The organism is Kribbella sp. NPDC051718 (genome assembly GCF_040681515.1).
Lineage (GTDB): Bacteria > Actinomycetota > Actinomycetes > Propionibacteriales > Kribbellaceae > Kribbella.
On the sequence record NZ_JBFAYZ010000009.1, the window covers coordinates 70,366 to 90,740 of the forward strand.

Annotated in this window: 18 protein-coding genes; 9 read left to right on the forward strand and 9 right to left on the reverse strand. The window is 66.7% G+C overall.

Going from position 1 to position 20,375, the window contains the following annotated elements; all coding sequences use genetic code 11:
* Positions 1-56: 56 nt before the first annotated feature.
* Together AB0M15_RS30060 and AB0M15_RS30065 are read left to right on the forward strand one after the other, a co-directional pair.
* On the forward strand, positions 57-650 hold the full coding sequence (locus tag AB0M15_RS30060; RefSeq protein WP_363825144.1) for a hypothetical protein: 594 nt from the start codon (positions 57-59) through the stop codon (positions 648-650).
* A 29-nt stretch (positions 651-679) separates the two neighbouring features.
* On the forward strand, positions 680-1,654 hold the full coding sequence (locus AB0M15_RS30065; protein ID WP_363825147.1) for a hypothetical protein: 975 nt from the start codon (positions 680-682) through the stop codon (positions 1,652-1,654).
* Between the two features lie 20 nt (positions 1,655-1,674).
* On the opposite strand, the gene AB0M15_RS30070 is transcribed toward AB0M15_RS30065, so the two are convergent.
* A complete protein-coding gene (locus tag AB0M15_RS30070; protein ID WP_363825150.1) occupies positions 1,675-2,232 on the reverse strand; it encodes a hemerythrin domain-containing protein in 558 nt (185 codons plus the stop codon).
* Positions 2,233-2,436: 204 nt separating this feature from the next.
* Between AB0M15_RS30070 and AB0M15_RS30075 the strand changes: the two genes are divergently transcribed.
* Complete coding sequence (locus AB0M15_RS30075) at positions 2,437-3,231, forward strand: sigma-70 family RNA polymerase sigma factor (protein WP_363825153.1); 795 nt, start codon at positions 2,437-2,439, stop codon at positions 3,229-3,231.
* 46 nt (positions 3,232-3,277) lie between these two features.
* Positions 3,278-3,976, forward strand: a complete 699-nt coding sequence (locus AB0M15_RS30080; protein WP_363825157.1) for a GAF and ANTAR domain-containing protein — start codon at positions 3,278-3,280, stop codon at positions 3,974-3,976.
* On the opposite strand, the gene AB0M15_RS30085 is transcribed toward AB0M15_RS30080, so the two are convergent.
* Entirely contained in the window at positions 3,963-4,262 is a 300-nt protein-coding gene (locus AB0M15_RS30085; RefSeq protein ID WP_363825160.1) for a DUF167 domain-containing protein, read from the reverse strand. The two genes, AB0M15_RS30080 and AB0M15_RS30085, sit on opposite strands and share 14 nt — an antisense overlap.
* Before the next feature lie 214 nt (positions 4,263-4,476).
* On the opposite strand from AB0M15_RS30085, the gene AB0M15_RS30090 reads away from it, so the two are divergent.
* Both AB0M15_RS30090 and AB0M15_RS30095 read left to right on the forward strand, forming a co-directional pair.
* Positions 4,477-4,947 carry a hypothetical protein gene (locus AB0M15_RS30090; RefSeq protein ID WP_363825163.1) on the forward strand — a complete coding sequence of 157 codons (471 nt, stop codon included), beginning with the start codon at positions 4,477-4,479 and terminating at the stop codon, positions 4,945-4,947.
* 138 nt (positions 4,948-5,085) lie between these two features.
* Positions 5,086-5,868 carry an AraC family transcriptional regulator gene (locus AB0M15_RS30095; protein ID WP_363825166.1) on the forward strand — a complete coding sequence of 261 codons (783 nt, stop codon included), beginning with the start codon at positions 5,086-5,088 and terminating at the stop codon, positions 5,866-5,868.
* A gap of 4 nt (positions 5,869-5,872) precedes the next feature.
* Here AB0M15_RS30095 and AB0M15_RS30100 read toward each other — a convergent pair whose 3' ends face one another.
* The 6 genes from AB0M15_RS30100 to AB0M15_RS30125 form a co-directional block, all read right to left on the reverse strand.
* Complete coding sequence (locus AB0M15_RS30100; protein WP_363825169.1) at positions 5,873-6,694, reverse strand: carbohydrate ABC transporter permease; 822 nt, start codon at positions 6,692-6,694, stop codon at positions 5,873-5,875.
* Complete coding sequence (locus AB0M15_RS30105; RefSeq protein WP_363825172.1) at positions 6,687-7,562, reverse strand: sugar ABC transporter permease; 876 nt, start codon at positions 7,560-7,562, stop codon at positions 6,687-6,689. Before AB0M15_RS30105 ends, AB0M15_RS30100 begins: the two co-directional genes overlap by 8 nt.
* On the reverse strand, positions 7,559-8,824 hold the full coding sequence (locus AB0M15_RS30110; RefSeq protein ID WP_363825175.1) for a sugar ABC transporter substrate-binding protein: 1,266 nt from the start codon (positions 8,822-8,824) through the stop codon (positions 7,559-7,561). The genes AB0M15_RS30105 and AB0M15_RS30110 overlap by 4 nt, the downstream gene beginning before the upstream one ends.
* Entirely contained in the window at positions 8,821-11,286 is a 2,466-nt protein-coding gene (locus tag AB0M15_RS30115; protein ID WP_363825179.1) for a glycoside hydrolase family 97 catalytic domain-containing protein, read from the reverse strand. Before AB0M15_RS30115 ends, AB0M15_RS30110 begins: the two co-directional genes overlap by 4 nt.
* Before the next feature lie 73 nt (positions 11,287-11,359).
* Positions 11,360-13,993, reverse strand: coding sequence for a glycoside hydrolase family 97 catalytic domain-containing protein (locus tag AB0M15_RS30120; RefSeq protein ID WP_363825182.1), 2,634 nt, complete (start codon positions 13,991-13,993; stop codon positions 11,360-11,362).
* A gap of 79 nt (positions 13,994-14,072) precedes the next feature.
* Positions 14,073-14,765, reverse strand: coding sequence for a GntR family transcriptional regulator (locus AB0M15_RS30125; RefSeq protein WP_363825185.1), 693 nt, complete (start codon positions 14,763-14,765; stop codon positions 14,073-14,075).
* 106 nt (positions 14,766-14,871) lie between these two features.
* Here AB0M15_RS30125 and AB0M15_RS30130 point away from each other — a divergent pair, with 106 nt between their 5' ends.
* The 3 genes from AB0M15_RS30130 to AB0M15_RS30140 all read left to right on the forward strand — a co-directional run bounded on the left by AB0M15_RS30130 (position 14,872) and on the right by AB0M15_RS30140 (position 18,022).
* Positions 14,872-16,764: an alpha-L-fucosidase gene (locus AB0M15_RS30130; RefSeq protein WP_363825188.1), complete on the forward strand. Its 1,893-nt coding sequence runs from the start codon at positions 14,872-14,874 to the stop codon at positions 16,762-16,764.
* Positions 16,765-17,119: 355 nt separating this feature from the next.
* Positions 17,120-17,584: an SRPBCC family protein gene (locus tag AB0M15_RS30135; protein WP_363825191.1), complete on the forward strand. Its 465-nt coding sequence runs from the start codon at positions 17,120-17,122 to the stop codon at positions 17,582-17,584.
* A gap of 27 nt (positions 17,585-17,611) precedes the next feature.
* The gene (locus tag AB0M15_RS30140; protein WP_363825194.1) at positions 17,612-18,022 is read left to right on the forward strand and encodes an SRPBCC family protein; all 411 of its coding nucleotides are present in this window, start codon (positions 17,612-17,614) and stop codon (positions 18,020-18,022) included.
* A gap of 54 nt (positions 18,023-18,076) precedes the next feature.
* Here AB0M15_RS30140 and AB0M15_RS30145 read toward each other — a convergent pair whose 3' ends face one another.
* On the reverse strand, positions 18,077-20,179 hold the full coding sequence (locus AB0M15_RS30145; RefSeq protein WP_363825197.1) for a catalase: 2,103 nt from the start codon (positions 20,177-20,179) through the stop codon (positions 18,077-18,079).
* Positions 20,180-20,375: the final 196 nt, after the last annotated feature.

Below are 20,375 nucleotides of genomic sequence, written 5' to 3' on the forward strand. Positions count from 1 at the left end.
CGACCGCCGGATCCGCAAGCTTCCGGGGTGGTGGTCTAGGCCGATGTGATACTGCGATGGTGAAGATCAAGGATGAGCCGCTCGGTGATCTCGAGGCCGTGTTGGCGGACATCGTGGACGTGCCGGACTGGCGCGCGATGTGGGGGCCGGGCGGTGGGGGTGAGGCGGCGCTGCGCGAGTTGCGGGAGCGGGTGCAGCGAGCCGCCGGCTGGAGTTCTGAGGCGGTTACTGGGGCTGTGGATGTGCGGCAGGCCGGGTGGTCGTTCACGACCAAGCGCGGGTCGTTGGTTGTTGTGGGGGGCGAGCGGGCGTCGTTCGATACGAGTCGGGGTGGGTGGGCGGCGTACCGGTTGACGGCGCAGGACTACCCCGAGGCCGTGCGGATTGTGCGGGAGCGGCAGTGGCCTCGGTATCTGGAGTTGGTACGGCGGTATCTGGGCGAGCCTGGGTATGTCGGGGCTTGTGTGGATCCGGACTTTCCGAGTGCGCGGTGGCGGGATGAGTACGACCCGCGCAGCGCCGGGTATCTGGCGGTCTGGGAGCGGCCTGGGCTGGAGTTTCATCTGTATGCGGCGCATGCGGGGCTGGAGTTCGACCCGAAGCATCCGGCGATGAGTGTGCAGCAGTTGGTGCGGCGGGGCGCTGACTAGTGATGGGGTCGCTGGGTGTCGTTCTCGATGTGCTTGATGATGAGCACTTCGAGCGGGCCCGTGCGACTCATACAGGACGAGCTCCTGCTCCGCAGAGCGTTGCGGAGAGCGAGGTGTTGTTCGAGGCGGCGCGGCTGGAGTTGGTCGCCCGCGGCGTACCGCTGGAGTCTCAGCACGATCTGGCCCACTGGCTCGCGGATGGTGTCGAGGCGACGCGGCGGGGTGAGCGCTGGTTCGATGTCGACGCCGGCCCGGACCGTACCCGGTTGTTCTGGGCTGGGCCGACGCTCGATCCGGCGACGGGGGATCCGGTCCGTACTGACGACGGCGAGCTGAGCAACATGCAGGTGGCCGAGATGCTCGCGAGCGAGAACCCGGACATCGTCTTGCTGGAGAGCACCACCGATGGCGGCACGATCGAGCGGATGCAGTTGTGGTCCGATGTGTCGCCGGATCATCTGCGGGCGTTGCGCAGTGAGGATCCCGAGCTGGACGCCCGAATCCGGGTGATGGAGGAGGCCCGACCCAGCGACGGTTATGCATTTCAGCGCGAGGTCTGGTCCTGTATGTCGGCGCAGTACGCCCGGGACACGGCCGCAGCGATGGAGGCCAACCCGGAACTCGAGACCGGCGTCATCTGTCAGCAGCCGTGGCGGGACACCGAGTACTACGCAGTTGAGTATCCAGAGCTACGCCCGCACGGCGACCGTGTCTGGTACACCACCCAGGTCCGCACTCCTGGCGAGCAAGGCACCTTCAACCCGACCCCGGGCCCGATGACCGACCAGGCCCTGAGCGCCGCCGGGCGGGGCATGGACACCTTGCCACCTGCCAAGGACCCCTTCCCGGCGTTGCGGTCGGTCGATCCCGAGGTCGATCACCTGCGCGCGGTACTCGCCACGAACGCCGACGCCCGGGGCGCCGTGACGAAACCACCATCCACACCGGCCTCACTCCACCGGCCAACGACCCCCTCAGCCCCCGACCGCACACTGGACCGCTGACTCAGCTGACCCAGGGACGCCTACTCGCCGGCCTCCTGCTGGAGCTTCTTCTGCAGGTCGTCCTTGGCGAGTGACGAGACGCCGGAGATGTCCGCGTTGCGCGCCTGCTGGAGGAGCTCGTCGCGAGTGATGTCGTCGGGCTGGTCACCGAGGTGTTCCTTGCGGCTGGCCGCGAAGGCTTCGCCCAGTTCGAGGAGGCGCTCCTGGCTGAGGTTGGCGCGCATACCGGGAAGGACCTTGGTCTCTTCCTCTTCGACATGGTGGGTGACGGCGTCGACGAGGTTCTGGAGCGCCTTGTCGAAGGCCGCGGAGTCCGGATCGGTGGCAGCCAGTTCGGCGAGCAGCTGGTCTGCTTCGATGTGCTCTTCCTGGCTGTGCGCGACGTCATCGGCCTCGTCGGCTTCGGCGGCGGCTGCCGGGTAGACGGCGGACTCCTCGGCGCGGCTGTGTGCCGACAGCAGGGTCGTGAGCACAGGTACCAGGCCCTTGCGCTTGTCCGGGTTGTTCTTCAGCTCGTCGAACAACCGCTCGACCTCGCGGTGGTCCTGCATGATCAGATCGACGACATCGGCAGCCATGCCACTATCCCTTCACCCGGCCGCGCACCCGTCAGCGCGACTCCGCAGCGCCGGTACCCGACGGCAAACCGGGTGCCGCCGCGACAGACGCATGAGTTCTGGGTGATGGGGGTACGGAGGGGGTGCTGCTGACCGTGGTCTGGAGAAAGGCCACGCCGTGACGGAACTTGTCGCGAGGTCAAAATGGTGTTTTCTGTCAGTTCGGTGCCCACGCAGTGCTACTCCGCCAGCGATCGCGCAGCGCGCGAGTCGGCGACGCAGGAGTTGTTCGAGCGGCGGGAGCGTAGTACCGACGAAACCGTGCGGCAGGAGCTGCTCGAGTCGATCGTCGAGTTGAACATCGAGATCGCCCGGGGGATCTCGCGGCGGTTCCGGCACAAGGGCCCGGATGAGGAGGATCTGGAGCAGGTCGCCTATCTGGGGTTGGTGAAGGCGGCGCACGGGTATCGGCGGGCGGCGGATACGCCGTTCATCGGTTATGCGATCCCGACAATTCGGGGCGAGGTGAAGCGGTACTTCCGTGACTGCGCGTGGACGGTGCGGATCCCGCGCCGGCTGCAGGAGTTGCAGGGGATGATCGCGGCGAAGCTGCCGGATCTGGAGCAGGAGCTGGGTCGCGAGCCGAATTCGGCCGAGATCGCCGAGCGGCTGGGGGTCGAGGTCGAGGAGATCGACCGGGCGAGGGCCGCTCGTGGTTGTTTCAGGGTGCTGTCGCTGGATCGGCCGGAAACGGATGCCGGCCTGCCGCTGGCCGATGTGGTGGCGGACGAGGACGACCGGGCGCTGGATCAGTTGGAGGCGATCGAGGTGCTCCGGCCGGTTCTGGCGGACCTGTGTGATCGGGATCGGGAGATCCTGCAGTTGCGGTTCGTGGAGGGGCTGACGCAGACCGACATCGGTACCGAGATCGGTGTCAGCCAGATGCAGGTGTCCCGCCTGCTCCGCCAGATCCTCGACGATCTCAGAGACAGGCTCGCCCCCTTGCCGTCAGCCGCTTGATGGGTCCGATTGGGTTCGGAGCGGTCTACGCGGGTACCTGCGATCTATGGATGACACCAAGCTTCTGGAGGCAGCGCGGCGGCTGTCGGAGTCGCTGACTGCGGGCGACCTGGACCACACGCTCGGTCGCATCACGGCTGCGGCGGTCGAGGTGCTTCCGGAGGTGGAGTACGCGAGCATCACGGTGAAGCACAGCGACGGCCGGCTGGAGACCGCCGCGCCGACCGACGACTTGATCTTGGGTCTGGATGCTGCGCAGTACCAGCTCCAGGAAGGCCCCTGCTACGAGGCTGCGACCGACAGCGTGCACGTCCTGTCGCCGGACCTTGCGTCCGACCCGCGCTTTCCCCGGTACGCCGCAACCGCGGTTGCCGCCGGGATCTCCGCCCAGGCGGGCCTCCGTCTCTTCGACGCACCCAAATCGCAAGGGGCGCTGAATCTGTACTCGACGACGGTCGGCTCGTTCGAGGATCTCGGCGCGATCGGGGCGCTGTTCACGCATCAGTCGGCGCTGGCGATCGACTATGCGCGCGAGATCGGCAACCTGCAGGACGCGCTGCGGACCCGGCGGACGATCGGCCAGGCGATCGGCATCCTGATGGAGCGCTACACGCTGACGGATCAGCGCGCCTTCGCCTTCCTGACCCGGTTGTCCCAGCACCGCAACGTCAAGCTCAACCGGATCTCCGAGGAACTCGTAGCCGACACCGAACGCCTCGGCGAAGACCGCCTCAAGAAGGACTGACCCGCAGCCTGTCGAGCGTCGACAGAAGGTCTGTTTCATCGCCCTGGACCTCGACCAACTTGTCGCGACTGGTCGCGCCCCGCACCAGAGTCACACCCGACGGCCGTACTCCGAACGCCGCCGCGACCGCCTGGAGTACAGCCTCCGTCGCCTGGCCCTCCGTCGCCTGGCCCTCCACCGCCCGGGCGGAGACCGCGACCACCAAGGCGGGGCCGGCCGGGCCGTCGTACCGGCCGCCGACGACGGTCCGGGAAGCTCCCGGTTTGACCCGGAGCAGGATTCGCATGGCCAAAGTCTGGATGACGCCATGGTGGGTTTCCAACCAGGGGACGGGTGGGTGCGTCTTACCTGCGTCGGGAGGTATCGAGCGAAGGGGGAGATGTGATGCGGGCTTGGCGAGTGGGCGCGGCTGTCTTGGGGGCGGCTGGGATGGCGTTGGGGGTTGCGTTGCCGGCCGGGGCGACGCCTGGGACGGTTGTTGCTGGCAGCATGTGCAGGGGATGGTTTACGCGCAGCGGATGCTGGCGTGTGTCTCGCCGGACTACTGCGGTGGAGTGGTGTCGGTTCCGCGGGCGTGGCGGCAGGCGAAGACGGGTAAGTGGCAAGACCGGTTTGTGGATCCGTCGGCGGCTCGGTTGATTCGGTTCGACATCGATCAGCGGCGCAAGATCACGCCTGCTGCGGCGATGAAGAAGCGGGAGGCTGCCCTTCGCGGCACGTCGGGACTGCGGATCCTCGGGAGGGCTACGGACACGCTGACGACCGCCCGTGGTGGGAAAGTCGCCGTGGCGACGCTCGTGTACAGCTATCGCTCCGGAGGTACGACGCGCTGGGTGGCGAACCGCTTTGTGAGTCTGTACGGCATTCCGGATCAGGCGGTTGAGATCACGGTCGCCGGGCGGCTCACTGATCGTGCCGTACTCACTACAACTCTGGCCAAGGCGACCAGGACGTTCACCTTGGTGGGCTGAGGTGGAACAGCCTTATTTGTAACGGGAACAGTGGCCTGGATGGTGCATCATGGGGGGATGCCCATCCAGGAAGGTTTTCGGAACGAGCGGATTGTCGTAGTGCCCCGGCCGCTTGTTACGGGGGCCTTGGGGCGGCCGGTGACGCGGCGGTTGCTGGTGACGGTGGCGGGGTACTTTCCGATGGCCCGCGGACATCGGATGCAGCGGCCGCGGGGGATCGACGAGACGATCGTGATCGTCTGTGCGGCGGGGACGGGATGGGCTCGGGTCGGGGATGCGACCCACCGGATCGGGTCGCAGACGGCGTTGATCATTCCTCGGGGGGTGCCGCACACCTATGGGTCGGACGAGAACAGTCCCTGGTCGATCTGGTGGTGTCATCTGTCGGGGAGTGACGTCGCGGAGCTGGTCGAGACGCTCGAGGTTTCGGCCGCGCGGCCGATCGTGCCGATTCGGCGGATGGAGCGGGCGGTGGCGTTGCTGGACGAGATTGTCTCGAGTCTCGAGCGGGGGCAGTCGCCCGCCTGGTTGATCGGTACCGCGGGTGCGGCGTGGAAACTGCTGACCCAGATCAATGTCGACCGGGTGATGCCCGCCGACGGGGATCCGTTGCAGCGGGCAATGAGTTATCTGGCGGACCGGCTGGACAGCAGCGTGAAGGTTCCGGAGCTGGCGAAGCTGGTCGGGGTTTCGCCGTCGCATCTGAGCGCGCTCTTCCGCAAGGTCACCGGCGGGGGAGTACTGGCGCACCACCAGAGTCTCCGGATGGCTCGCGCGCGGCAGTTGCTCGACGGCTCGCCGGCGACGGTCGCGAGCATCGCCGACGAGCTGGGGTACTCCGATCCGCTCTATTTCTCGCGTCAGTTCAGCCGCTTCCACGGAATGAGCCCGACCCAGTTCCGCCGGCGCGACGCGGTCTGATCCGTCAGCCTTTCAGGCCGCTGTTGGCGATACCGGCGAAGAACTGCCGCTGCAACACGATGAAGACGACCACCAACGGCAGGGTGCAGATCAGCGCGCCCGCCATCAGGGTGGGGTAGTCGGTGCCGAACTGTCCCTGCAGGCTGGCGAGTCCGACCGGCAATGGCCTGGCGTCGCCGGCCGGGGCGACGATCAGCGGCCAGAGCAGGTCGTTCCAGGAGTACAGGGAGGTCAGTACGGCGAGAGCGGCGATCATCGATCGTGCCATCGGCAACATCACGCTCCAGAAGGTCCGGAAGGTGCCCGCGCCGTCGAGCCGGGCAGCCTCCTCGTAGTCCTTCGGCATCGTCAGGAAGGCCTGTCGCATCAGGAAGGTCCCGAAGGCCGAGAAGATGCCGGGGATGGCCAGCGCGGGCACCGTGTCGAGCAGCCCGAGTCCCTTCATGATGTCGAACTGGCCAAGCAGGAACAGCTGGCTCGGCACCATCAGCATCAGCATGAAGCACGCGAACAGGGTCCTGCGGCCGGGGAAGTTGAGCCGCGCGAAGGCGTACCCGGCGAGGGCCGCCACGAAGACCTGACCGACGACTCGCAGGATGAGCGAGACCGCCGAGACGGTGAACTGCGCCCAGAACGGCGTGACGTGGAAGAAGCTGCGGTAGCCCTTGGCCGTCGGATCCGACGGGAACAGCGTCGGTGGCAGCGACGCGACCTCGTTGCTGGTCTTGAAGGAGGTCAGGATCTCCCAGACGAACGGGACGACCATGAGGACCACGGCGATGATCAGGACGACGTGCAGGCGCCACTGTCCGCGACGGCTAGTCATAGACGACCCACTTCTTCTGGAGACTGAACTGAATCGCGGTCACGATCATGATGATCACCAGCAGCACGATCGCGATCGCCGCGGCATAGCCCTGCTTGAACTGCACGAAAGCCGCTTCGTAGAACAGGTACACGATGGTCTTCGAGCCACTCAGCGCGGTGTTGTTGATGCTGCCGAGCATGATGAAGACGAGGTCGAACATCTGCAGCGCCGAGATCGTCGTCAGAATGGTGACGAAGAAGATGCTCGGGCTGAGCAGCGGCAGCGTGATCGAGAAGAACTGCCGCACCCGGTTCGCACCATCGAGCGCTGATGCCTCGTAGAGGTCGGCCGGAATGTTCTGCAGCCCGGCGCCCAGGATGATCAGGTTCACGCCGAGGCCCATCCAGATACCGACCACGGCGAAGGCATAGACAGCGAACCGGTCATCCGCCACCCAGTACTCGCCGGGAATGCCGAACAGCGACAACACGTAGTTCAGCAGCCCGAAATCGCCGTTCAGAATGAAGCGCCAGACCATTCCCACCGCGACCGGCAGCGTCACCACCGGCAGGAAGAACAGCACCCGGTAGATTCCCCGGCCACGCGAGACCTGCTGGATCAAGGCAGCGAAGACGACCGCCAACGGGATACCCAGCAAAACGATCACGGTGTACTTCGCCGAGTTGCCCAGCGCACTCCAGAAATCAGCGTCGGAGAGCAGTTTCGAGTAGTTGTCGACCCCGTTGAACTTGCTCGGGCCGAAGACCGGGACCTTCCGGAAGCTCTTCAGGAAGGTCGCGACGAACGGCCAGAGGTACAGGGCGGCCAAGCCGATGAACGCCGGAGCGATCATGGCGAAGGCCGCCCAGTCGGTACGCTTCCTCATCCGTTCTCGGCCAGTACTTTGTCGATGGCATCGGCGTACTGCGCGGTCGCGTCGGCGACCGACGTCTTGCCGTCCCACGCGGGCGTCAGGTACTTCGCCTGCAGCCCCTGCCACTCCGCGGCGTTACCCTGCACCGGCAGCGGCACCGAGTACGCCTTGGCGTCGATGAACGTCTGCAGGTTCTTGAACTCGGGCATCGCGTTCATCCACGTCTTCTCAGTGCCCTTGTACGCCGGCAGCACGGCACCCGACTTGGCCTGGATGTTGGCCGCCTCCTCGCCACTGGCGAAGAGCAGGAACTTCTTCGTCTCCTCGGGGTGCTTGGTCCCGGCGTACCCGACGTTCTCGATCCCGCTGGTCACGGTGGCCTGCTTCACGCCGGTCGGCAGCGGCGCGACGTCGACCTTGGCGCGGATCGCCTTGTTGTCGTAGAGCTTGAGCGCCCAGTACGCACCCGAGACGTACATCGCGACCTTGCCCTGCTCGAACATCGTCTCGCCCTCGGTGTCCGACAGTTGCTGCAGCGTCGGCGACGACTTGTCGGCCTGCAGGTCGGTCCAGAACTTGATGCCCGCCTGGGCTTCGGGGCTGTCGATGGCAGCGGTCTTGCCGTCGTCGGAGATCACTTTGCCGCCGGCCTGGAAGATCGAGTTGTAGTACCCGCCCTGGTAGTCGAGCGGCGCGGCCACACCCCAGGTCCCGCCGGCCGGGTCGGTCAGCTTCTTCGCCGTCTCACGGAAGTCGGCCCAGGTCCAGTCTGCCTTCGGGTAGGCGACGCCGGCCTTGTCGAACATCGCCTTGTTGTACCAGACGGCATTCGTGTCGACGTCCTTCGGCAGACCGTAGAGCTTGCCGTCGCCCTGGTCGTACAGGTCGAGCACGGCCTTGGGGTAATTGCCAAGGTCAACGTTCTCCTGCTTGACGGTGTCCGTGATGTCGAGCAGCTGGTTCCCGGCCGCGTACGGCCTGATCTGCTGCGCCAGCATCCAGAAAGCGTCCGGCGCCGTCCCGCCCGCGGCACCGGTCTGCAGAGTGGACCAGAACTCCGGGTACGGCCGCTCCTGGATCTTCACCGTGATGTTCGGGTTCGCTTTGGTGAAGGCAGTGGCGATCTCCTGCATGGCGGGGGTCTGGGTGCCGGCCCAGATGCCATAGGTGATGGTGACCGGCCCGTCGGAGCTCGACTTCTCCCCGCCGCCGCCCGAACAACCGGCGAGCAGCGCCGCCACGACCGCGATCGACAGCAACGACTTCCTGTTCATTTCTTTCCTTTCGTCACGATGAAGCGGGCCGAAGCCCAGTCCACGTGTGCTGGAGGGTCGCCGGCGGCGACCTCTCGGGTGGACAAGGTGACAACGCGAACGCCGGAGACATCGACCTCGATGTCGACGGCGGTGTTTCCCGCTTCCAGTACGACGGAACTCAGCTCCCGGCCGTCGCCGCTCACCACGGCGCGGCTACGCGTCTGCGGTGTCTCGTCGTCGATTCCGACGGTGGCGATGAATCGTCCGGCGTGGCCGCCGAAGTACAGGTCGACCGACGACGGCGTCGACACTCCGAGGCCGTCGGCGAAGTGCACGCCGGCGACGCGCATCGGCGACCCGTCGGCCGGATTGCCGCCGCCGTTGCTCATGTCGCGCTCGACCGGGCCGCTCTCGTTCTGAAAAGCCAGCATGGGGAGCGCCGAGAGACGGTGTACGCCGGCCACGAGCGGCACGACGACTCGCGAATGGGCGATTGCCGGAGGCATCGAGCTGGACTCGGCGGTGACGATGCCCTGAGCACCCGGCATCAGGTCGCCCGGAGCCTGGATCCGCCAACTTCCGTCGCCGAGCGGCTCGGCGCTCCAGCCAGGCGCAACACGCACCCGCGCATCGGCGCTCGTGGTCACCACAGCGGTGTTGTCGTCGTCGAGTACGGCGAGCGCGGGCTCGACCGTCGGCGCATCCACCACAGCCCGCGGAGTCGACCGGAAGAGCTCGCCGTCGGAGACGATCGCCACGAAGCCGCCGTTGTTGGCCAGCGAGACCTCGAAAGAATGACCTGACACTGTACGTTCGGCCAACCCGGTGTCGTCGGCTGCGTCCTCGACGAGCCAGGCGACCGGATCCACCAGCCCGAGCTTGCTCAGATCAACGGTCACAACTCGTGCGTCACCCACGGCGATGCAGCCGATGAACCAGCGATCGCCGGACCGGCGCGCCATCACAGCCTCGGTGTCGGGCGTCCCCGCGAGCAGGACCGTCTCGTCCCACACCGGCGCGAGTTCGGCCAGGAACCGCGCGGCGAGCGGTCGCTCGACATAAGCGGTGACGTCATCGGCGAAATGCGTGATCCCACACTCGAACACCACGCTCAGCGCGAGTTCGTGACAGTCGCTGGTGACCCGATCCGCGGCTGAGAACGCCACCGGCGTGTAGTCCATCGCCCCGACCACATTGCGCGTGAACGGCAGGATGACATTGTGCTCAGCCGTCAACGGAGTGTCGTTGTAGAACACGTAGTACTCCGAACCGCGAACCGCCTCGTACCCGATCACCTGCGGCCAGGTCCGGGCCCAGCCCCGCGGAATCACCGAGCCGTGGAAGTTCACCATCAGACCCAACCGAGCGGTCTCCTGCAGCACGGAGTCGTACCAGCGGTAGCGGTCCTTCGACTCCGACTCCATGAAGTCGACCTTGATGCCGGCCACGCCCCACGAACGCCACAGCGCCAGCCGACCGAGCTTGTCCGGCCCGTCGAGGTCGTGCCAAACGGTCCACAGGTGCACCTGGATTCCGCGCAAGCTCGCGTAGGAGACGATCTCCGGAACCCAGGTCTCCTCCCACCCGCAGTCGATCAGCAGGTGCTCCCAGGAGAGCTCCGCCGCGACGTCCACGAATCGCTTCTGCTGCTCGAGTTGCGCGCCGGAGTAGAAGTCGGACCACCACGACCACGCGGCACGGCCGGGTCTGATCCAGTCAGCGGCGGCGAGCTCCGGCCGTACCGGGGAAGCCAGCTCGTCGACGAACAGGGACTCCACGACGTCGGCGAGCGAGCCGATGATGAACACCCGCCACGGCGTGACGTCGCCGCGGGCGATCTCGACGGCCGGGTCGGCCAGTTCGAAGCCGAGCGTCGTGCCTGAGATCGCCGCGTGGGCGCCTGAATAGCGGCCGTCGATGTCCGACTCCGAGACCAGCAGATAGTCGTCGCGCGACTGAGCGAGGAGCGGGAGCCCGTATGCGCCGGGGGCGAGGTCGGAGAGGGCGACACCGACCCGCGGTGTTTCGTACCAGGTCTGGTAGTCGAGCACCCATGCCCGGGTGAACAGTTCGAGCTCGACGCTGGTGTGGTCCGAGGTGACGTTGGCGAGGCCCTGCAGGTCGGGGATCGCATACCGCACGGCGACTCCGTCGGGGCTGACCCGGATGCGGATCGTCCAATCGCGCTCGGTCCCCAGGTGGTGCAGGTCGACCCGCAGCTCCCGGTGGTCGACGAGGTGATCGCCGCGTGCCTTGCCGGCGACGGCGAACCACTCTTCGACGACCGGGAACTCCGCCGCACGGACGAGCGCCGACCCCGAGCCGAGGTCGGCGCCGTCGATGCTGATGCCCAGAGCAACTACTGCGAGTGGCCGCTCCGATCGCGTCAGTGTCAGGCTGATGGATGATTCGCCGACTGTCAGCGCCGCCGTGACAGCACCGTTGCCGGCGATCATTTCCCCACTCAGCTTGTTGATCACGAGCGCAACCCTAGTGATCGGCGGCACCCGCGAACATGGTTGTTCGGCGTCAGGGTATGGACGATTCGACGGATCAGCGGATGACGCTGAGCCTGTCGATGCCGACCGCCGCCGAGGAGGCGCTCTTCACCCTGATGACGTTCGACCCCGCGGTGAGCGTGAGGCCGAGTGTCTTGGTCGCCACGGCCGTCGCGGAGCCGGTCGCGGGCAGCGTGACGGTGATGGCCGTTCCGCCGTTGACCTGAACCTGTACGGTCTGCGCGGTCGCACTCGCGTAGTCGAGCCGCACCGTGTGGTTGCCGGCGGACGACGCTGTCACGCCGTTGACGTCGAGCGTGCCGCTACCGCTGAGCGATTTCACGAACGTACCGCCTGAGCACCCGGCGCAAGCAGCCGTCACCGCACCGCCGGCAAGCGTGTTGCCCGCTGCTTCCGCCTCGGTCGCCCGCTCGATCGTCAGCGCGTCGATGTCCGGGGCGAACGCGCTCGGGTTGTCGAACTTGATCGTGTTCGAGCCCGCGACGAGCGGAACGTCGACCGACCACTTGTTGACGAACTCCCAGCCGCCCGAATCGGGCAGGTTCTCGGTGCTCAGTACCGTGCCGTTCACCGTGATCCGCACCGACCGCGGATCGGCCGACGTGTAGGTGAACGTCATCCGGTGCGTACCGGCCGTCGTCGCTGTGACGCCGTTGAACTGCACCGAGCCGCCCGATCCGACGTTGCCGACCTTCGACCCCGTCGAGCACCCCTTGCAGGCGTCGACCGAAGCCGCCCCGGCCCGCGTGTTGGCTGCCGATTCCGCTTCGTACCGGGTGTCGGCACTGCCGATCTGGGCGAGCGGCGTCTGCGAGATCTGTACCGCCACACCGCCGGTCGCGATCATCGGCAGCGACAGCGTCGTCGCACTCGTCACCGACTGCGTGCTGACCTGGACTCGGCCGGATGCGTTGTCGGAGAAGATGGTCGCCGTGTAGGTGCCCGCTCCGAGGAACGACAACGGCACTGTCGCAGTACGGGCCGGCGAGGTCATACCGGCGACGAACCAGTCGGACCCGGATCGCCGGGCGAGGGTGATGTGGTCGCCCGGGAAGCCTTCGACGACCTTGGTCTGATCCCAAGTGGTCGGGATGGCCCGCATCAGGTGACGCCCCGGCCACTGCTCGTACGCCGCGGCTGAGTCGGCGTAGTTGATCATGCCGGTGTTGTAGACGATCGCCTGCGCGAGCGTGTGCCCCTGCGTCAGTACCGACGCGTTCTGCGAGATCATCGCCGGTGTGTAGTCCATCGGACCGATCGGGCCGCGCGTGAACGGATACGTGACGTCGGCGGCAGCGGTGGTGGGCGGCGGGTACTTGTAGTGCTCAGTGCCGGCGACGGCCTCGGACGTCAGTACCCAGGGCCAGGTGCGGTTCTCGCCGCCCGGCTTCGTACTGCCGTGCAGGTCGAGCATCATCTGGTTCGCCCCGGCGGCGTCGCCGATCGACTGGTACCACTTCTGCACAGCCTGTGCGTCGCTCAGGAAGAAGTCGACCTTGAGGCCGGCCACCCCGTAGGCCTTGTGGTCGGCAACCAATTGGGTTGCCTGCGCGGGTGTCTGCCCGGCGTCGGCTGTTACCCAGGCGAAGACCTTGACGCCCTTCTGGGCGGCGTACGCCGAGATCGCGGGCAGATCGACGGCCGGGGTGTAGCAGCAGTCGACCGTGACGTACTCGAAGCCCATCTCCGCGGCGAAGTCGACCATCTGCTTCTGCTTGGTGAGATCGGAGGCGCTGTCCTCGTCGGAGTACCAGGACCAGGCCGCGCGCCCCGGCTTCACCCAGCTCGGGGTGGTCGCGGCCGGCGGGTTGAGGTTCTGTACCAGGTCGGAGTTGTAGAGGACGTCGAGGTTCGGTGCGATGACCGCCACCCGCCATGGGGTCTGGAACGGGTAGGTGCTCGACATCGGGAAGCCCTGGTCGGGCGTACGGGACAGCTTCAGCAGCCCGGTGCCGAGACCGTCACCCTCGAGCATGCCGGGTGCGTAGCTCGCGTTGGAGTTGTAGCCGTTGGCTTCGCTGATCAACGTGAAGTAGGCGTTGTTGTTGATCGAGGCGAGCGCCGGCATCGTCAGATCGACGCCCGAGTTGAGCTGGGTCGCGTTGCGGTAGATGTAGTCCTGCTCGTAGTTGGAGTTCCACGGTGCCGCCCACCCACCAGTCGTGGCCGGCAGGCGGAACCCGGTCGTCTCGCCTGTGATCGAGATGCTGCCGCTGCCGGGAAGGACATACCGGAAGGCGATGCCGTCGTTGTACGCGCGAACGACCAGCTGCATGGTCGCGCCGCTCTTCGTGTACGTGAGCGTCAGCTGCCGGCCGTCGTTGACGTAGCTCGGCTTGGTCCCGGCTGGCAGTGAGTACGTCTCGTTGATGACCGAGCGCGATTCGCCCGTGTAGGTGAGTCCTGACGTGAAGTCGACGGTGCTGGTGGTGATGCCGAGCGGCGAGTCACCGAAGATGCTGGTACTTCCCGAGACGACGCTGTACGTCAGCCCGCCGCCGGCCTGGTCGGTGACCGTGATGTTGGTCAGCCCGTCCGGCGAGGTCAGCGTGTGGGTGACGAGAGCATGCGCGGGGATTGCGGTGAGTAGTGGTGGACCGAGCGCCAGCGCGGCGGCCAATGCGACTGCGAGTTTGGCGAAACGCCTTGTTTTGTTGGAGGTCTGCATGTCGTCCGACAGTACGGATCCGTGGCCACCGCGGAAATGAGACTTTTGCTCGCTGACATGGATGATTCGACTTGCTTTTTCAGTCCTGGTCGTAGGCGGTGAGCAGGCGGGTCCGCGAGTTCTCGAGGTGGGTTCGCATGGCTTGCTCGGCGCCGGCCGCGTCCTGGGCGCGGATCCGGTCGCTGATCGCCTCGTGCTCGGTGGTGGTGACCTCGGCGATGCCGTGCCGGAAGTACAGCCGGTACGTGTGGACGTGCGCGCGCAGCCGGTCGAGCGTGTCGGCGATCAGCGGATTGCCGCTGGCGCTCGCGATCGTGCCGTGCAGCTTCGCGTCCTCCTCGGCGAACTCCCGGTATGCCTGGTAGCTGTCGCCGTGCACTGCCGGCGCCATCGCCCGTACTGCGTCGTCGATGTCCTCGCGGTCGCGCTCCGTCGCGTTGACGGCGGCCCGGGCGGCGGCGGTCGGTTCGAGGAGGAGGCGGAGGTCGTACAGGTCGAGGAGCGCGTCGCGGCCGAGCAACGGTGCGACGAGGTAGCCGGCGTTCGGCCGCCGGACGACCAGGCCCTCGGCCTCGCAGCGGAAGAGTGCTTCGCGTACCGGCGTCTGCGAGACCTGGAGTTCGCGGGCCAGGCCGTCGATCGACAGCCGGGCGCCGGGCTCCAGCGCGTTGTCCATGAGGAGGCGTTTGAGCGACTCGTAGACACTTTCGCGCAGCATCAGCCGGGGTGCGGGCCGCAGCCTCGGTGGCTGGCCCTGGTCGTGTTCGCGCACGTTCTCCTCCTGTCCCGGCCATTGACAGCGGGCCGCGCAGCTCCTAATTTCCAATATCGTATCCGATTTTGAGAGACTCGCCGCCCGCCACCGAAAGGCCACTCCGATGTCGACCTCAGATTCTCCCGCCGAAGGACTCCGCCGCCGCTCGATCCTGCTCGGCGCGCCCGCTGCCGGTGTCGCCGCCACCCTGCTCGGTTCGACGGCCACCCAGGCTCACGCCGCGCCGGTCCAGCTGAACGCGACCGGGCAGCGCGTCGACGCGCAGGAGGCTCTCGCGCGCCTGCGCTTCGGGTTGTTCGTGCACTTCGGGCCGGCCAGCCTGACCGGCCGCGAGACCGGGTGGGGGAGGCAGGCGTACCGGGCCGGGAAGAAGGACGAGACGACTTCGCCGTACAACGATCCGACGAAGCTGTTCGATCCGGTGTACGACGTGGCGTACAAGTCGTTCCTGCCGGCGAAGGGGTGGGCCGAGGAGCTGGCTGATGTCGCTGTGTCGGCCGGGATGAAGTACCTGGTGCTGACCAGCAAGCATCATGACGGGTTCCCGATGTTCCGGGCCAGGAACTACGAGGACTCGTTCTACCCGGACTTCGCGACCACGCCGCTGGGGAAGTCCAAGCGCGATCTGGTCGGCGAGGTCGCGATCGCCTGCCGCTCGCGTGGGATCGAGTTCGGCCTCTACTACTCCGGCTGGGACTGGACGAATCCGCTGATCGTCGCGGGGAACGACAACGTTTACTACGACTACATGATGGGCCACCTGCGCCAGCTGATGAGCGACTACGGCGACATCTCCTTCCTCTGGTACGACGGGATCGCACCGACCGACCTGAGCGTCTACCGGCCGCCGACGTTCCACTCCGTACCGCGCAACCTCCAGCCCGGGCTGCTGATCAACAATCGCGGGTACGCGCTCGGCTGGGCGGATCCGCAGCCGACACTGGCCGGTGACTACTCGACTCCGGAGCAGCGGGTCGGGGCGTTCGACGTGGCACGAGCCTGGGAATCGTGCATCACGATCGGCGACCAGTGGTCCTGGCGGCCGAACGAGTCGGTGAAGTCGCTGGAGACGATCGTCAAGACGGTGATCTCGACGGCGACCGGCGACGGGAACCTGCTGTTCAACGTCGGGCCGAAGCCGTCGGGCGAGGTGGACAAGCCGCAGCGCGACCGGCTGGCCGAGGTCGGTCAGTGGATGAAGGCGTACGGTGCGGCGATCTACGGCACCCGGGGTGGGCCGATCCGGCCGAGTGCTCTTGCGGCGACCACCTTCAAGGACGCGACGATGAATGTGTTTCTGTTCAAACGGCCGGCCAGGGAGAAGGATCTGCTGTCGGTGCCGAATCTGAACAACCCGGTGGTGTGGGTGAAGACGCCCAAGGGGCGGGCTGTTCCCTTCACTGTCCGGGGCGACGGAGGGGTCGATCTCAATCTGGCCGGGCTTGATATCGCGGCTGGGCCGGTGGAGTTGGTCCACGTGAAGTACCGCGATCCGCTGTCGCACGAGTACTTGAGCGCTGAGTTGATCAGCGATCCGGTGCGTCCGGGCAACCTGGCTCTGCATAAGCCGGCGACCCAGATCTCCACCGACTATGACGGCGACGCTGGGCGGGCGGTCGACGGCAACACCGACGGGAACTACTTCGGCAACTCGGTCACCCACACCACGGTTGACGCCAAGGGAGCCTGGTGGCAGGTCGATCTCGGCGCGTCCGTCCCGATCGGTGACGTCGAGGTCTACAACCGTACGGACGGCGGCTTCGGCTCCCGCCTGACCGACTTCTGGGTCATCGTCTCCGAGAACCCCATCACCGCCCCAGACCTGGCCACCGCCCGCACCGCCCCCGGCACTACCGCCCAACGCCACGCTGGTATCGCCGGCCCCCTCACCACCCTCAACTTCACCGGCGCCTCCGGCCGGTACGTCCGAATCCAACTAGAAAACCAAAGCGGGCCCTTGTCCCTCGCCGAAGTCAGCATCTACAAACAACTCTGACCCCACCCTGCCTCGCCGTTCGCTCCCACTCGCCCCGGGGTGCGCGCTCCTGCGTCGCGCGACAGCGAAGCACTCGGGTGTTGGGCCTCCGCCGCGGTGCGGGGCGATTTGGCACCGGCTGGGTGATGTCGGCCGGGTTGCGGATGCCGGGGGTGGTTGCTTGCTGTTGGTTGGTTGCCGGGAGCAGCTTCGGTGTCTGGTAGAGGGCCGTCGCTCGTCGGTGGCGGCTGTGGGGCTGTGGGGCTCCGAGGTCTTCGCTTCTCCGGGGTCCTCTCGAGCGCCTTGCATAAGTTCGTGGTTTCTTCGGGTGGGTGCGGGTACCGGGGGTGGACACCACAACTGGAGGAATGTACTCATGGGCAACACCACCGAGTCGGTTGACGTCGAGGCGCCGATTACCGCGGTTTATAACCAGTGGACGCAGTTCGAGTCGTTCCCGGAGTTCATGGATGGGGTCGATGAGATCAAGCAGCTCGATGCGACCCACACGCACTGGGTGACGAGTATGGCGGGGGTGACGCGGGAGTTCGATGCGACTATCACCGAGCAGCATCCTGAAGAGCGGGTGGCGTGGAAGTCGGATAGCGAGCCGCGGCATGCGGGAGTGATCACGTTTCATCGGTTGAGTGACACCACGACGCGGGTGACGGCGCAGATGGATCTCGATCCGGAAGGGTTCGCGGAGCAGGTGGCGGACAAGACCGGGCTGGTTGGCGTGCGGGTGAAGCGGGATCTGCTGAGTTTCAAAGAGTTCATTGAGAAGCGGGGGGCGGAGACCGGCGGGTGGCGCGGCGACGTCGAGCGGCCGGACGCACGATGAAACCTGTACTGACGGAAGTGAGTCGGCATGGGTGACTACGAGGCATCGACGACCGTGGAGGTGTCCGCGGAGGTTCTGTTCGGGTACCTCTCGGACGTCGGGCATCTGCCGGACTACCTGCCGCAGATGACCGAGGCTCATCGCACCGGTGGCGACGTGGTCGAGGTCGCCGCGGTGATCGAGCCTGACGGAGGTCCGAAGCGTGAGGTCTCGGGCGAGGCGTGGATCGAGGTGGTCGAGGAAGGCAAGAAGCTCAAGTGGGGAGCGACCGGAGAGCACGACTACCACGGGGAACTCGACATCGATCCCGCTGGGGAGGGAAGTTCGCTGCTGACCGTCCGTCTGCATACCGATCATGCCGAAGGAGCGTCCATCGACGAGGGGCTGCGGCACACCCTCGGCGGAATCAAGGCGGCCATCGAGAAACAGGCCGGTTAGCGGGACCGGCGTGGTGAAGGGCGAGTGCGGGCGGCACTCGCCCTTCAGCTGTGCCTAGTGCAGTAGTTCTGCGCGGTTCCAGACCCGGTGGAGGCCGATGGCTGCGAAGAGTTCGGTGGTGTACGGCTTGGCGATGGTGTCGGCGAGGAGGATGCCGGGTGCCGTGGCGTCGATGCCAGCGGCGGTGAGGACCTGGTCGCCGTCGCCCCAGGCGCCGAGCACCTTGCAGTGGCGGAAGAGTTCGCCGAGCAGGACGGTCAGCTTGATGTCGTTCAGATATGAGTTGCCTGCTGCAATGATCACGGCGTCGTACTCGATCGATCGGGTGGTCAGGAAGGTGCGGTCGACGGGCTGCGTCGAGCGGGCTCGCTTGATCGTGCCGCCGACGGGAGCCAGCAGGCGTAGTACCGCGCCTTGTGCTTCGACTGCTCGCCGGAGTTTGGTGATACCGGCGAGATCGGCGCCGTCGGCCGCGACCACACCGATCACTCTGCCGGTGATCGGTCCCGGCGTGGAGACGATCTGAGACAGGGCGGGGGAGGGGACCGGGTCGGTGGCGGGGGTGCCGGCCGGTGCGGGAAGTCCGAGGCCGGCCGCGACGGCGGCGCACAGTTCGGCGTCGACGTTCGCGAGCACGGTCAGCATCCGTTCGCGGATGGGCTGCTCGTAACATTTGCCGAGCTCGAAGGTGAAGGCCTCGATGATGTGGGCGCGTTCGACCTCGGTCATGCTGGCCCAGAACAGGCTCGCCTGGGAGAAGTGGTCGGTGAACGACAGCGGGTTCTCCCGTACCTTCGGGCCGCTGACCTCGCGAGGTACGTGAACGAAGGCGCCTTCGGCCGGCTCGGCAGGTACCGGCTCGCCCTCGGCGCCGAGGCTGTTGGGCAGGTACGGCGCGATGCCGCGGGGTACGGCCGTCTGATGCATGCCGTCGCGGAGGTTGTCGTTGACGGCCGCATGCGGGCAGTTGATCGGCAGCTGGGTGAAGTTCGGGCCGCCGAGGCGGGTCAGCTGGGTGTCGAGGTACGAGAACAGTCGCGCCTGCATCAGCGGGTCGTCGGTCACCTCGATGCCCGGGACCAGGTTGCCGGTGTGGAAGGCGACCTGCTCGGTCTCGGCGAAGTAGTTCGTCGGGTTGCGGTCGAGGGTCAGCTTGCCGACCAGCTGGACCGGGCAGAGCTCCTCGGGGACGAGCTTGGTGGGGTCGAGCAGATCGATGCCTTCGAACGTCTGGTCCTCGGCGTCGGGCATCACCTGCAGACCGAGTTCGAACTCCAGCGGCGCACCGGCGTCGATACCGTCGGCCAGATCGCGGCGGTGGAAGTCGGGGTCGGCGCCCGCGGCGATCTGCGCTTCCTCCCAGACGAGCGAGTGGATGCCGGCGACAGGCTTCCAGTGGAACTTCACCAGGCAGGTCTCGCCCTTGGCGTCGACGAGCCGGAAGGTGTGGACGCCGAAGCCTTCCATCGTCCGGTACGAGCGCGGGATGCCGCGATCCGACATCGCCCACATCACGTGGTGGGTCGCCTCGGTATGCAGCGAGACGAAGTCCCAGAAGGTGTCGTGGGCCGACTGCGCCTGCGGGATCTCGCGGTCCGGGTGCGGTTTGCCGGCGTGGATGATGTCGGGGAACTTGATGCCGTCCTGGATGAAGAAGACCGGCATGTTGTTGCCGACCAGGTCGAAGTTGCCCTCGTCGGTGTAGAACTTCACCGCGAAGCCCCGGACGTCGCGGACCGTGTCGGCCGAGCCGCGGGAGCCGAGCACGGTCGAGAACCGGACGAAGACCGGCGTCTCCCGGCCGCGCTGCAGGAAGCCGGCCTTGGTCGCGGCTCCGGCGTTGCCGTACGCGGTGAACGTGCCGTGCGCCGCGGCGCCGCGGGCGTGCACCACCCGTTCGGGGATCCGCTCGTGGTCGAAGTGGGTGATCTTCTCCCGCAGGTGGAAGTCGTCCATCAGGGTCGGGCCGCGCGACCCCGCCTTCAGCGAGTGGTCGGTGTCCGGAAGCCGGACGCCCTGCGCCGTGGTCAGCAGCGAACTCGTCTGAAGCTTCCCCTCGGCCACCTCGACCGGGTGCTCTTCGGCCGCGCGCGCGGGGGCGGCGGGTGCGGCGCTCGAACCACGAGGCGCGCTGGAAGCTTTACGTTTCGGGGGCATGAATCCGTCTCCTTGGATAGCTGCGGGCAGCTACCGGTACCCCTCGCCACACGTCACCAACGCGATCGGCGGTATTCGGTGCCCTCGGCAATGAAGTCGCCGGGCGAGCTGGTGGCGTCCCGGAGGTTCGTGGATTTCGAGGGTGCTAGCGGATTGACGGTTCGGGGTGGGCGGAGGACTCTCGTTCCTAGGGGAG